The sequence below is a fragment of the Nostoc sp. genome (assembly GCF_036916735.1).
Taxonomy (GTDB): Bacteria; Cyanobacteriota; Cyanobacteriia; order Cyanobacteriales; family Nostocaceae; genus Nostoc.
Genome location: NZ_JBALFV010000100.1, coordinates 1 through 13,206, shown reverse-complemented (window position 1 = coordinate 13,206; position 13,206 = coordinate 1). Strand labels below are relative to the sequence as shown.

The following is a 13,206-nucleotide window of genomic DNA, read 5'->3' as shown; positions in this document are numbered from 1 at the left end:
AATGACTAGTATAAACATTACACTTCCTTCAAAAGAAACCGAAAATAATTTAGCAGATGGTTATCTAAAGTTTCAGCTAAATCAACAAACTGCTGCTGTTTTATCAATGAAACATACGCAAGAAGCAATTATTATACCGATTGAATCTGTAACCTCAATGCCTAATATGCCCTCCTGTATATTAGGGTTAATGAATTGGCGGAGTCGGATAATTTGGGTTGTTGATTTGCCAATAATGCTCAATTTAGAATCCCTAGATTATCGACTGCGACAGTACAATGCGATCGTGATCCAAGTGGAATCATTAGTATTAAGTTTAGTTGTGCAAGAAATAAAAGGTACGACTAAGTTCATCCCTGATGATATTCATTCTCCTATAGGACAAGTGGCATCCAGCTTAGTTCCTTATTTATGTGGGTGCGTTGTACAAAAAGAAGAAATATTACTGGTATTAGATGCTCAGGCAATTGTGCAGTCTTCTATTCTCCGCAGTGATTAGGGTGTATTACTAAAAAGGATTTTTAGTCTTCTTATTCACATAGTTAAGAGAATTACTCTTATGTTTAATAAAACCAATGCAAATCAAGGTAGTGGCGCCAAAAATCGAGCATCACTAACTTCATCCCAAAAAATAAGTGGTAGTGTGATAAAGCTACCAGCTAAGACTACTAGTGAAACAGCTAATAATTCTTTACTAAATCAGGCTATTGCCTCTTTTGCAAAACTTGGATTGGCTAAGAAAGCGACTATTTTAGCGATCGCAATCGGTACAATACCAGTATTGGGCATTGGTGCGATCGCTTTTAGCTTTGCCAACAAATCGATTACTAAGCAAATTACCCAATCTCAACAAGCCCAAGCCATTGGCTTAAGTGATAAAGTTAACCGTTTCATGTTGGGGCGCTACGGTGATATTCAAATCATATCAAGTTTACTTTTTTTGACAAGTCCCCAGGCTAGTGTCAGTATCACCACTCAAGATAAACAAGCAATCTTAGATGGAGTTATCGAAGCCTACAAAACTTATGACAGCGTTGCTGTTTTTAATCGCCAAGGTAACTTGATTGTCCAATCCAGAGGCGAACCCCTAGACAACCAAAAAGATCATACTTACTTTCAAGAGGCTTTAGAAAAAGATACGCCTGTCATTAGTAAACCTGAAGCAGAAAAAAATACTGGTGTAGTGAGTATTTATATAGCTGCACCTGTGAAAGAGATAAGGACGGGCCAAACCATTGGTGTGGTAAGAGCGCGGATGCCTGTAAAATCTTTACAAGAAGTTATTAAAAACTACGTAGCCAACGGACAACAATACCATTTGCTTGATGCTTCGGGAACAGTTTTCTTGAGTCCACAAAAGGAATTATTAGGGAAAGAGGCAAAGGGAGAGTATTCTGGTTTAACTAAACTGGTAGCAGCCAATAAAGTAGATAGTTTTATAGAAGTTCCCAAAACTTACCAAAAAGAAGAACTAGTCAGCTATGTACCAGCCACTAAGTTAAACGGTTTACCAGATTTAAACTGGCAAGTACTTTTATCTACAGACACAGCAATTGTATTTGAGCCGCAAAGACAATTATTGTGGATTCTAGGCATTGGTACAGCAGTTACAGCATTGATTGTAGCTGCGATCGCATCTCGGTTAGCTAAACTTACTACACAGCCAATTTTAGATGCGACTGTGGCATTAGCAAAGCTTGGTCAAGGTAAATTTAATACCCGTCTGGAAATCGAAAGAGAAGATGAATTAGGGGTATTAAGTGCAAATATCAACCAGATGGCCAAAGAATTACAGGTCTTAGTTAAGGAACAAGAACTGGACGTTGAAGGGGCAAAGTTATTAACAGATATTACCCTACGAATTCGGAAAATTATCAAAACTGAAGATATTTATCAAGCAGCAGTAAAAGAAGTTCAGCGATCGCTAAAAGCAAACCGGGTAATTATTTATAGTCTAAATCAAAATACTGAAAATGGCGTTGTCGTTGCTGAATCGGTAACTGATAATTGGCCACAAATGCTTGGAGTAAAAATTGACGAGCCTTATTTTCGGGAACGTTATGTAGAAACTGATCAGTATGGACAGGTGCAAGCAATTGCAAACATTCATCAAGACCAAAGCTTGAAAAATGCAATCGGTTATATCCAATTTTTGGAAAAATTTGCTGTCAAAAGTAATTTGATCGTACCAATTATTGCCCAAGGCCAGCTATTATCCTTATTAATTGCTCATCAGTGCGAAACTCCTCGTGCTTGGCAACAGCCAGAAATTGACTTGTTTCAACAGATAGCAACTCAAATCGGCTATGCCTTAGAACAAGCCAAGTTATTAGAAGAGATAGAGCAATCTAAGAATGTTGCAGTAATCCATTCTGGCGACGAACTGCATCAACAAGAAACGCTGCAACAGCAACTTTTACAACTGCTCAATGAAGTAGAAGGTGCAGCCAGAGGTGACTTGACAGTACGTGCAGATGTAACGGCTGGGGAAATAGGCACTGTTGCCGACTTTTTCAACTCTATTGTAGAAAGCCTCCGGGATATTGTTACCCAAGTCCAACAAGCTGCCACCCACGTTAATACTGCCATTGGCTCTAACCAAGGAGCCATCCGCCACTTAGCAGAGGAAGCACTCACCCAAGCTTCCGAAATCAACTGCACCCTTGATGCTGTTGACCAAATGACCCAATCCATGCAGTCTGTAGCCGTAAGTGCCGAAAAAGCTGCTTTCGTTGCCAATCATGCGGCTCATACCGCTAATAAGAGTGGACAGGCGATGGATTTAACAGTACAAAACATCCTGTCTTTGCGGAAAACTGTGGGTGAAACTGCTAAAAAAGTGAAACGTTTGGGAGAATCTTCACAACAAATTTCCCGCGTGGTTTCCTTGATTAACCAAATCGCTATTCAAACTAACTTACTTGCCATTAACGCCGGTATTGAAGCAGCGCGTGCAGGTGAAGAAGGTCAAGGTTTTGCCGTAGTAGCTGAAGAAGTCGGCGAACTAGCAGTTAGAAGTGCCGCAGCAACCCAAGAAATTGAACAAATTGTTGAAAATATCCAACGAGAAACCAGTGAAGTGGTACTAGCGATGGAAATAGGCACTACGCAAGTTGTAGAAGGAACTCGAATTGTAGAGGAAGCTAAACAAAGTCTGAGTGAAATTTTGGATGTATCGCGTGAAATTGACTCCTTAGTGCAGTCGATTTCCACTACAACTGCATCTCAGGTTGAAACATCGCAAAGTGTTAGCCAATTAATGAAAGATATCGCTGCTTTATCACAACGCACCAGGGATTCTTCTCGCCAAGTTTCCGAATCTCTGCAACAAACTGTAAAGATTTCCCATCAGTTACAAGAGACTGTTGAGGCTTTTAAAGTTAGTTAAGTTTGTCATTTGTCATTTGTCATTTGTCATTTGTCCTTTGCTAGTGACCAACGACTTTTATTATTTATCCGTTGTCCTTTGTCCTTTTACTAATGACTAATGACCAATGCTCAATGCCCAATGCCCCATGCCCCATGCCCCATGTCCAATACTTCGACTTACCTCGGCTTCTCTACGAGACGCTACGCGAACGCTCGGCACAAGTCGCTCAGTACAAGTGCCCAATACTTCGACTTACCTCGGCTTACTTCGACTAAGCTCTTCTCTTTCAGAGACGCTAGCGCGAACGACTACCAAGAGGACAAGCTCACTATAAGTCGCGGTTCCTGAGCATAATCGAAGGGCAGTACAAGTGCCCCATGCCCAATGACTATTAACAAAAACTATGTTACAAGACAAAGAACTAGAAATCCAGATGCAGTTTCTGGAAGAAGCAACTGATTACTTAAATACTTTAGAAGGGGTATTACTGGAAATCGATACCAGTAACCGCATCGATTTGGATAAAATCAATGCTGCACTCCGGGCCGCTCATTCAATCAAAGGTGGCGCGGGGATGATGGGATTTAAATCTCTAAGTCATTTAGCTCATCGTCTAGAGGATTCCTTTAAAGTTTTAAAAACTAAAAAAAATTCTCTCGAAATTGATACTCAGTTGCAAAGTTTATTGCTATCTGGAGTTGATTGGCTGCGTCAGATTGTAGAATTGCTTGTACAAGGAAATGTTGTCGAAGATCAGTGGTTAGCAACCTTTTGTTACCCAATTTTTGATGAGTTGCACGATCGCTTAGGTGACCCCACCCCTGAAGATGCCTCAACCATGCTATCGCCAGAAGATGGCCAAGACGTTATCCCGTTGCTATTTAGCACAGAAGTAGAAGAGTGTTTGCAGCGTCTAGAATTTATATTGGCAGATAGCGAACAGTCAAGATTGTATGAAGAAATTGCGATCATGGCTGCTGAATTGGGCGGTTTGGGTGAAATGCTCCAGTTAGCAGCTTTTACCAAGCTTTGTGAGTCAGTAACGCAGCAATTGGAAACTGTTAGCAGCTCGCGCATTCCCGAAATTGCCCAGTTAACATTGCAAGCATGGCGGCGATCGCAAGCTTTGGTGCTGACAAATCAACTAGATAACTTGCCTACAGAACTTGACTTCAATAATAGTTATAAGCAATCTCAGCCAGTATTACCAGCAGAAATCATACCACATATTGCCACAGATACAGAAGTAGTGTCAACATCTGTTTGGCCACTAGAAAACATTAAAGAAAATTGGACTAATCATGAAGCAATTGCTGCTAATTTTACATTTGTAGATGTAGAATTTGCCGATGATGTTAATGCTGTCAATGTCACAGAGCATAGTACAATATTTTCTAGAGAAAATAATCCTTCAGATGCCAAATTTGGCGAAGGTAAAGTTGAAGCAAATGGCGTTGCTAAAGAGCGGGAAACTCATGAGAATAGCGTCCGAGTTCCCAGCAAACAACTAGAGCAAATTAATGATTTATTTGGCGAACTGATTGTCCAGCGAAATGGATTAAACTCCCAATTAGAAAGATTACGCAAACTCGTTCGGAACTTAAACCAGCGAGTCCAAGTTCTCGACCGCGAAAACCAAGAATTACGGATAGCTTATGACAAAATTTCTACTCAAGCTGGGATGTCGGCTGGGGTACGAATGCAAGTTGACAATAGCCAACAAACACAAGACATTGAGAGAGAATTTGATACTTTAGAAATGGATCGCTATAACGATTTAAACCTGCGATCGCAGGAAGTTATGGAAACCATTGTTCAGGTACAAGAAGTTACAACTGATGTTCAACTCAGTGTAGATGATACAGACCAAATTGCTCGGAAATTAAACAAAACGTCCAAACAATTACAAACAAAGCTAAATCACATCCGAATGCGGCCTCTGTCCGATTTAATTGAGCGTTTTCCTAGAGCCTTGCGCGATTTAAATGTAGAGTATGGTAAAAATGTCCAGTTAAAAATTGAAGGTGGCAACACTTTAATTGAACGCAGCATTTTAGAAGCATTAAACGAGCCTTTAATGCATCTTTTAAGAAACGCTTTCGATCATGGTATCGAAGACTCTAGCACCCGCCGCCTTCTGGGTAAACCAGAACAAGGATTAATTGAAATTACAGCTACTCACCGCAGCAATCGCACCCTGATTACTATCCGTGATGATGGTTGGGGTATTTCTCTGGAGAAAATTCGCACCCGTGCCTTAGCTATGGGATTGGATGCTTCTCTACTTGCTAATGCTAGTGATGAAGAACTATTATCACTAATTTTTGAACCAGGTTTTACCACCTCCGAACAAGTTACAGCATTATCTGGCCGCGGTGTCGGTATGGACGTGGTTCGTAACAACCTCAAACTGATTCGAGGAGATGTGAAAGTTGATACGGAACCAGGAGTTGGTACTACCTTCACTTTATCACTACCATTTACGCTTTCCGTGGCCCGAGTTCTGCTAGTAGAAATCAACAAAATGCTATTGGCATTTCCCACAGATGTCATTTCAGAAATATCCTTACTCCAAGACGAGCGAGTTTTACAAATGGCAGGTAGCGAAGTTCTAAATTGGCAAGGAAACATGTTGCCACTGATTCGCTTGACTCCTTATTTAGAGTTTAATTGCCTGCGCTATGATCGCTCAGAGTTAGAAACTCCGGCAGCAATTAATGCTAACAGCGTTTTAGTAGTCAAAGGTAATAATCAGCCAGTAGCAATCCAAATAGACCGTTGCTGGGGTGAACAGGAAGTTGCGATTCGCCAAGTCGAGGGAAATATACCTTTACCTAAAGGCTTTAGCAACTGCACGATTCTCGGTGATGGTCGAGTAGTGCCACTAGTTAATGTCAATGAGTTGCTGTATTGGATTGCTACAAATCGGTGGACTCCTAAAGGTACTCAATTACCATCTGCAAGGTTAAAAACACCGTTCCTGATATTTGATGAAGAGAAAATATCAGCAGCATCTATTAAGCATAAAGGCACAATTTTAATTGTAGATGACTCGATTAATGTTCGCCGCTTTTTAGCGCTTACCCTTGAAAAAGGAGGGTATCAAGTAGAGCAAGCTAAAGACGGTCAAGATGCTTTAGAAAAACTCCATAGTGGATTGAAAGTAGAGGCAGTAATTTGTGATATTGAAATGCCTCGCTTAGATGGTTATGGCTTTTTAGGTAAGATAAATTCAGACGTTAATACAAAAAATATTCCAGTTGCGATGCTGACTTCCCGTAGTAGCAATAAACATCGGCAACTAGCTATGCAATTGGGGGCACGGGCTTACTTTTCTAAACCTTATAACGAGCAAGAATTATTGCAAACACTGGAAGAAATAATTCGTAGTGTAGCAGAAAAGGCAGCTTCTAATTAAAAATTGATAATTCATAATTAGGTTTCAAATATTTTTGTAGAGTGCATTACGCCAAAGACTAATACCAATTCTCTAAAATCAGGCAACAGATGTAAGCAGGGATTGCCTTGCTGCATCTAAATTTCTCAATTGCGAATTGCGAATTGGTATGATGTTATGCATCAATAAAACCTCTTCACATATTCGGACACCCTGGCATATTATCTCCAAGCAGCAATCGTGCCAGACTGGGTAAACCTTCACCATAGGTGGGATGGATATGAACCGATCGCTCTAACAACTGCCAAGTTGCTCCTGCTTCCATCAGGGATAAAAATACATGCACTAGTTCAGCAGTTTCGTAGCCCACCAGAGTTGCTCCCAGGATTTTGTCTGTGTCGCTGTCGATCGCCATGCGATAAAATCCGAGTTCATGCCCCCACTCGATCGCCCGCGCAATTTGGCTCATGGGTAACGTGACAGCACGCGCGTTGATGCCTTGTTTTAGAGCCTGTTCTAAGGTCATACCCACTCGCCCAACCTGGGGTTCTGTGTAAACCGCATAGCCAAGGACACGATCGCTCCGTGTCCGGTTTTCTCCACACAAAATTGCTTTTAAGCGGCGATAGTCTTCCCAGGAGACGTGCGTAAAGGCAGGCTGTTTGGCAGCATCCCCGATCGCATAGACTCCAGAACAAGTAGTGTGGAACTGCTGATCGATTTTGATAAACCCTCGATCGTCTAGCTCAATTTTGCTGGCGGCTGCATTTAATCGACTTGTATTAGGTTTGCGTCCAGTCACAACCAGCAACGCTTCTCCCTGGAGTTGTTCGCCATTGCTCAGGGTCAGGCTAAACACATTATTCTCGTGGGCGACGTGATTCACATTGACTCCAAAGTGGAGCTTAATCCCATCCTGTTTTAATGCTTCTGCTAAGACCTTGCTGACATCAGCCTCTTCCCGATCGAGGACGCGATCGCCCCGCACAATTAAGTCAGTCTGACTGCCCAAACGCGCTAATCCTTGTCCCAATTCCAAGCCAATATAGCCGCCTCCAATCACCAATAAACGGGCTGGTAAGGTGTTCAAGTCAAAGAAGTTGTGGTTGGTGAAGTAGGGAGTTCCTGCAAGTCCGGGAATGTCAGGAATCAGCGCTGACGTGCCTGTGTTAATGATTACCAGAGGAGCCTGAAGGGTAACATCCCCACCTTTGACCGTCCGTTCACCTACAAAAGAAGCTTCGGCACAAATGACTTTGACACCCGCACTCTCCAATCGCTTGTGAATCCCCTGATTAAAGCTGCTGCGGACTCCCCGAACTCGCTCCATGACAGCAGGAAAATCCACTTCAACCTGCGTGTGGATGCCTAACTTCTTACTTTGGCGCGCCCGCCCTGCTGCATGAGCCGCAGCTAAGAACGCTTTCGACGGAGTGCAGCCATAGTTGATGCAACTGCCGCCTAAAGCATCCCGCTCAAACAAGACAACCTTACGTCCCTCATTGGCAAAATCAGCCGCCAGTGGAATGCCTCCTTGACCACTGCCGATTACAATCACATCTGCTGTTTCCATCAGTGCTAAACTCCTTGGAGATAGTTTGCTTGGGTTCTAATTAGGTGTTCTTCTTCAACGCTGATTCCAGTCAAACCACTCAAATTATTTGAGTTAAAATTCAACTTATCAGGTTGTGCGTAGTATTCGTGATATTCTCTGTGAAAAATTGCAAAAGGTATTGAGCCGAGAAATTTCTATATCAATTCAATTTGTAGTGAATTTATGGTAACTGTAACACTGACGGCTGTTGCTACTGCGATCGCAACTACGCTTTGGACTAAAGCCCAAGAAAAAATCGGCGAAAACATTGGTGATGCTACATGGACGCTAGGTGGTAAGTTAATCGGATTACTCCGCCAGAAGAATAAATCGCCATTACTCACCAGTGCTGTAGAGGGAAATGAACCGCAGCGATTAGATTATGGTCAAGCAGTGCTAGAACTCAAAGCAGCAGCAGAACAAGATCCAGAAATTGCTCAAGCTGTTGTAGAAGTGGAAGCAGCAGCAAAAGCAGAACCAAAACTCACTCAAAAAATTCAAGAAATCGAAAATACCCTCAAGTCTCAACAGCCAACCATTCAAAATCTGACGCAGCTAGCAGAAAAAATTGGGGTTGTAAATCAAGGACAGATAAATAACCAAACTAATAACTTTACGATTTGACTACAGTCGTCTCAAGGGGAGGATGGGACAAAGTTAACTCCCGATGACTGGCGTGAAATCTGCTGTGAAATACTCGCAGAACGGCGAAAGCTGACTACAAATCCTCTGACATCAACTGAAGGAGTCGCCTTGCAAGTTGATGATGTTTACGTACCACTGGGATTAGTTGAGCGCAAAAAACCATCCAAGCGTCAAAGTGATATTTCTCCAGAGCAGGGGTCAGAACTGTACAAGGAGACACAAATCACCAAAACATTTGAGCATGATGCTTTTCTTGAAGAAGTTCTCAAACAGCAGAACACGCCTAAAAGTAAAGGTAAGCGAATAGCAATTATTGGCGAACCTGGTGCAGGAAAGACAACACTGTTACAACAGATTGCTAATTGGGTATCTCGTGAGAATCACCAGTCGATTGTCATTTGGGTATCTTTAGCAGATTTGCGAGGTCAGGAACTAAAATCTTATCTGTTTGAAACTTGGTTGACTCAGGTAGCTGAGAAAATAGGTAAAGCTGAAGCCACTAAGCAACTGAAGGATAATTTTGTTGCTCTGTTTAATCAAAAGAATGTGTGGCTTTTGTTAGATGGGTTAGATGAAATGTCCGCATCTAATCCTCTAACAGAGATTGCACGGCAATTCCGGGAAGCAGGGTTAATTTATCAAGCGCGAATTGTGCTGACTTGTCGAGTTAATCTGTGGGATGGCAGCATTAATGCACTTGATGATTTTGATACCTATCGCAGTTTAGATTTTTCTTATCCAGAACAGGTAGAGAGATTTATTCACAGATGGTTCGCTGCTATTCCTGAAACTGGAAAGCAGTTATGTACTGCGTTAAAAAAATCAGGTAAAGAACGGATTCAGGATTTAGTGAAAAATCCTTTGCGGTTGACGCTGCTGTGCTTGAATTGGCAATCAGGAGATGGCAAATTACCAGATACTCAAGCGGGACTCTATCAGCAATTTGTTGATGACTTCTATAAGTGGAAAAAAGAGGAATTTGCGATCAACTCTCACCAGCGTCAGCAACTCAATGTAAAGTTAGGGGAATTAGCTAAAGCAGCAATAGACAAAGAAGCAACCCGTTTTCGCTTACGGCAGGATTTTGTTAGTCAGTTTTTGGGCGATGCTGATGACGAAAATTCGCTGCTGAAATTGGCACTAAGTCGCGGCTGGCTGAACTGTGTCGGGATAGATACAAAGAAAAAACCTATTTATGCTTTCTTTCATGCCTCATTTCAAGAGTATTTTGCTGCTAAAGCAATTGATGACTGGCATTTCTTTCTCAACCACGTTCCTGACAATCCCAGACAAGGAAATTATCGCATTTTTGAACCGCAATGGAGGCAAACAATATTACTTTGGCTAGGGCGAGAAGAAGAAAACCTCAAGCAGCAAAAGCAAGAGTTTATTGATGCTTTAGTTAATTTTAAAGATGGATGTCAAAAATTTTATAAATATCGCGCCTATTTTTTAGCCGCCGCAGGAATTGCAGAGTTTAGAGATTATTTCAGAGCAGATGAAATAGTAACACAAATTGTCAAGTGGACAATTGATAGTCAGAGTTCAATTAAAGAGGAAGCTAGTTCAGTACTGGAACAAACAAACCGTACAAAAGCGATCGCCCTCTTGCTGCAACTGTCGCAATCAACAGATGCCTTAGAAGTCACTCGTATTCAGGCGGCAGAAAAGTTAGGGCAAATCGACCCTGGTAATAAAAATGCGATCGCCACTTTGCTGCAACAACTTCATTCAACTGATAAGTATTATGAGATTATCCGTTGGCAGGCAGCAAAAAGCTTAGGGAAAATCGGTACTGGCGACGAAAAGGCGATCACCGCCTTAGTGCAACTTCTCCAATCAAGTGATTTGCATCAGGAAATATATATACAAGCTGCAACAAGCTTAGTCCAAATCCATCCTGGCAATAAAAATGCGATCGCCGCCTTAGTGCAACTTCTGCAATCAACAAATCTGGATGAGGATACCCGTCGGGGCGCAGCCTATAGCTTATGGGAAATTGGTACTGGTGATAGAAATGTAATCATCACCTTGACAGAACTGCTCCAATCAACAAATCTGGATGAAGACAGTCGTAGGCTAGCAGCATATATCTTACAGGAAATCGTCACTGGCAATCAAAATGCAATAGTTGCCTTGACACAACTGCTCCAATCAACAGATGTAAGTCAAGAAATCTATTGGTTGGCTGCACATCGCTTATGGAAAATCAGCACTAGCAATAAAAATCAAACTGCCACCTGGTCGCAACTGCTGCAATCAACAGATATAAATGAGGAAATGCGTAGACTAGTAGCATATAACTTAGGGCAAATCGATCCTGGTAATTCACAAGCAATTACTACATTGGTGCAACTGCTGCAATCAACAGATATAAATGAGGAAACTCGTAGACTAATAGCATATGACTTAGGGCAAATCGATCCTGGTAATTCACAAGCAATTACTACATTGGTGCAACTGCTGCAATCAACAGATATAAATGAGGAAACTCGTAGGCTAGTAGCATATAACTTAGGGCAAATCGATCCTGGTAATTCACAAGCAATCACTACATTGGTTCAATTGCTGCAATCAACAGATGTCGATGAGGGCAAGCGTATAATTACGGCAGAAAGCTTGAGGCGAATTTTACTAGACAATAAGTCTCGATTTGCAGTAATCAAAGCTTTAAGCAGTTCTTTGCTATTGGGTGATGTAGAATACGATGTTGTCTGGAATTGCGCCCAGAATATGCCTTTCCCCGATTTCTATCAAGCTTGGCATCAGCATAATGTTATTACTCGTACAATGCGAAGCTTAAAGAAAATCCTCTTCACAAGAATAATTTAAATACTTTTGCAGCAGCGACGTTACAAATCTAGTGGTGGTGGTAACGAACTTCGTCATATTTGTAGGTAAATGCTTAAATCAAAGCTGTCAGCTATTTACGAATTGGTAAAATACGCACCCTAGATTGAGCTTGGTCAATAGTAACTAATGCACCTGACTCCAGTAAGGACTCAAACTGATTCAGGGCTGAAATGACTAGATTTTCGATACTGTTTGGCAAAATATCCTGAGCGCGAACTTGAATTACACTGGGGGTATCAGCACCTGTTGCAGCTAACAAAGTACCAAAGTCTAAATCGTGAGTAAAGACGATATAACTGTTAGTTCTTGCCCACTCCATAATGATTGCATCTTTCTCACGGGGGTTGCCAATAGTAGACCAGTGGACAGACGAAATATTGTACCTCTGAAAAACCGCAACCCAATCAGGGGAAAGGTTCATATCAATCAAAATTTTCATGCACTTTTTAGAGGCACTTCAATTTCTTCAACTCGCCATGCAGCATAGGCAAGTGCCTCATAAATATCAGCTTCTTCGAGGTAGGGATATGCTTTAAGAATATCGTTATTGCTGTGTCCAGATGCCATTAACCCAACGATAGTACCAACAGTAATACGCATTCCTCGAATGCAGGGTTTACCACCCATCACTTCTGGATTGCGGGTAATTCTGGTGAGATTTTGCATGGTTGTTACCTCGCTATGTGGGGTTATTAGATTGAAGAATTATAAATAACTGCGTCCATTTTTTCTATTATCTGAATTTTTCACGTTAAGCATTAGAGGTTGTTTTAAATTAGATGTAGGTTGCGTGAAGCACAATCCAACCCAACATGGATCTTGGTGTTGGGTGTGGCGATCGCTCTACCCTACATACATCTCAGCATCATGTTGTTACTCGTGCGATGCAAAGCTTAAAGAAAATCCTCTTCAGAAGAATTTGAGCAATTTTGCAGCAGCAACGTTACAAATGAAGTTCCCGTGGTAACAACAGCTTGTCCATTTGTTACCAACACAACCTGTTTGGTTACGAATGCTTATCCGTTAGTAACGAAAACTTATGCGTTCGTTACCAACACAACCTGTTTGGTAACGAAAACTTATGCGTTCGTTACCAACACAACCTATTTGGTTACGAATGCTTATCCATTTGTGGCAAACGCTTATGCGATCGTTAACAACGCTTAAAGAAAACTTATCAATGAAGTTGTTTCGTTACCAAAGCTTATTCATTTGTGGCAAACGCTTATGCGATCGTTAACAACACAACCTGTTTGGTTACGAATGCTTATCCATTTGTGGCAAACGCTTATGCGATCGTTAACAACGCTTAAAGAAAACTTATCAATGAAGTTGTTTCGTTACCAA

At 41.6% G+C, this 13,206-nt stretch carries 9 protein-coding genes; 6 read left to right on the top strand and 3 right to left on the bottom strand.

What is annotated here, in order from left to right:
• The first annotated feature begins 1 nt into the window (after nt 1).
• The 3 genes from V7L20_RS22945 (at nt 2) to V7L20_RS22935 (ending at nt 6,788) form a co-directional block, all read left to right on the top strand.
• The gene (locus tag V7L20_RS22945) at nt 2-499 is read left to right on the top strand and encodes a chemotaxis protein CheW (protein WP_334746299.1); all 498 of its coding nucleotides are present in this window, start codon (nt 2-4) and stop codon (nt 497-499) included.
• Between the two features lie 60 nt (nt 500-559).
• Nucleotides 560-3,388 carry a methyl-accepting chemotaxis protein gene (locus V7L20_RS22940; RefSeq protein WP_334746298.1) on the top strand — a complete coding sequence of 943 codons (2,829 nt, stop codon included), beginning with the start codon at nt 560-562 and terminating at the stop codon, nt 3,386-3,388.
• 385 nt (nt 3,389-3,773) lie between these two features.
• Nucleotides 3,774-6,788, top strand: coding sequence for a hybrid sensor histidine kinase/response regulator (locus tag V7L20_RS22935; RefSeq protein WP_334746297.1), 3,015 nt, complete (start codon nt 3,774-3,776; stop codon nt 6,786-6,788).
• A gap of 175 nt (nt 6,789-6,963) precedes the next feature.
• Here the strand turns inward: V7L20_RS22935 and V7L20_RS22930 are convergent, their stop codons facing one another.
• Nucleotides 6,964-8,340, bottom strand: a complete 1,377-nt coding sequence (locus tag V7L20_RS22930; protein WP_334746296.1) for a dihydrolipoyl dehydrogenase family protein — start codon at nt 8,338-8,340, stop codon at nt 6,964-6,966.
• A 204-nt stretch (nt 8,341-8,544) separates the two neighbouring features.
• Between V7L20_RS22930 and V7L20_RS22925 the strand changes: the two genes are divergently transcribed.
• A complete protein-coding gene (locus tag V7L20_RS22925) occupies nt 8,545-8,985 on the top strand; it encodes a hypothetical protein (RefSeq protein ID WP_334746295.1) in 441 nt (146 codons plus the stop codon).
• Between the two features lie 129 nt (nt 8,986-9,114).
• Nucleotides 9,115-11,838 carry a HEAT repeat domain-containing protein gene (locus tag V7L20_RS22920; protein ID WP_334746294.1) on the top strand — a complete coding sequence of 908 codons (2,724 nt, stop codon included), beginning with the start codon at nt 9,115-9,117 and terminating at the stop codon, nt 11,836-11,838.
• A gap of 91 nt (nt 11,839-11,929) precedes the next feature.
• Here V7L20_RS22920 and V7L20_RS22915 read toward each other — a convergent pair whose 3' ends face one another.
• Together V7L20_RS22915 and V7L20_RS22910 are read right to left on the bottom strand one after the other, a co-directional pair.
• Nucleotides 11,930-12,298, bottom strand: coding sequence for a DUF5615 family PIN-like protein (locus tag V7L20_RS22915; RefSeq protein ID WP_322713711.1), 369 nt, complete (start codon nt 12,296-12,298; stop codon nt 11,930-11,932).
• Entirely contained in the window at nt 12,295-12,525 is a 231-nt protein-coding gene (locus V7L20_RS22910) for a DUF433 domain-containing protein (RefSeq protein WP_292779210.1), read from the bottom strand. Before V7L20_RS22910 ends, V7L20_RS22915 begins: the two co-directional genes overlap by 4 nt.
• Nucleotides 12,526-12,819: 294 nt before the next feature.
• Here V7L20_RS22910 and V7L20_RS22905 point away from each other — a divergent pair, with 294 nt between their 5' ends.
• Complete coding sequence (locus tag V7L20_RS22905; RefSeq protein WP_334746293.1) at nt 12,820-13,026, top strand: hypothetical protein; 207 nt, start codon at nt 12,820-12,822, stop codon at nt 13,024-13,026.
• Nucleotides 13,027-13,206: the final 180 nt, after the last annotated feature.

What these genes read in the sequence shown, in the direction of transcription:
- V7L20_RS22940 (WP_334746298.1), top strand. Translation starts at nt 560, where the DNA reads ATGTTTAATAAAACCAATGCAAATCAAGGTAGTGGCGCCAAAAATCGA.
- V7L20_RS22910 (WP_292779210.1), bottom strand. Translation starts at nt 12,525, where the DNA reads ATGCAAAATCTCACCAGAATTACCCGCAATCCAGAAGTGATGGGTGGT.
- V7L20_RS22915 (WP_322713711.1), bottom strand. Translation starts at nt 12,298, where the DNA reads ATGAAAATTTTGATTGATATGAACCTTTCCCCTGATTGGGTTGCGGTT.
- V7L20_RS22945 (WP_334746299.1), top strand. Translation starts at nt 2, where the DNA reads ATGACTAGTATAAACATTACACTTCCTTCAAAAGAAACCGAAAATAAT.
- V7L20_RS22935 (WP_334746297.1), top strand. Translation starts at nt 3,774, where the DNA reads ATGTTACAAGACAAAGAACTAGAAATCCAGATGCAGTTTCTGGAAGAA.
- V7L20_RS22925 (WP_334746295.1), top strand. Translation starts at nt 8,545, where the DNA reads ATGGTAACTGTAACACTGACGGCTGTTGCTACTGCGATCGCAACTACG.
- V7L20_RS22930 (WP_334746296.1), bottom strand. Translation starts at nt 8,340, where the DNA reads ATGGAAACAGCAGATGTGATTGTAATCGGCAGTGGTCAAGGAGGCATT.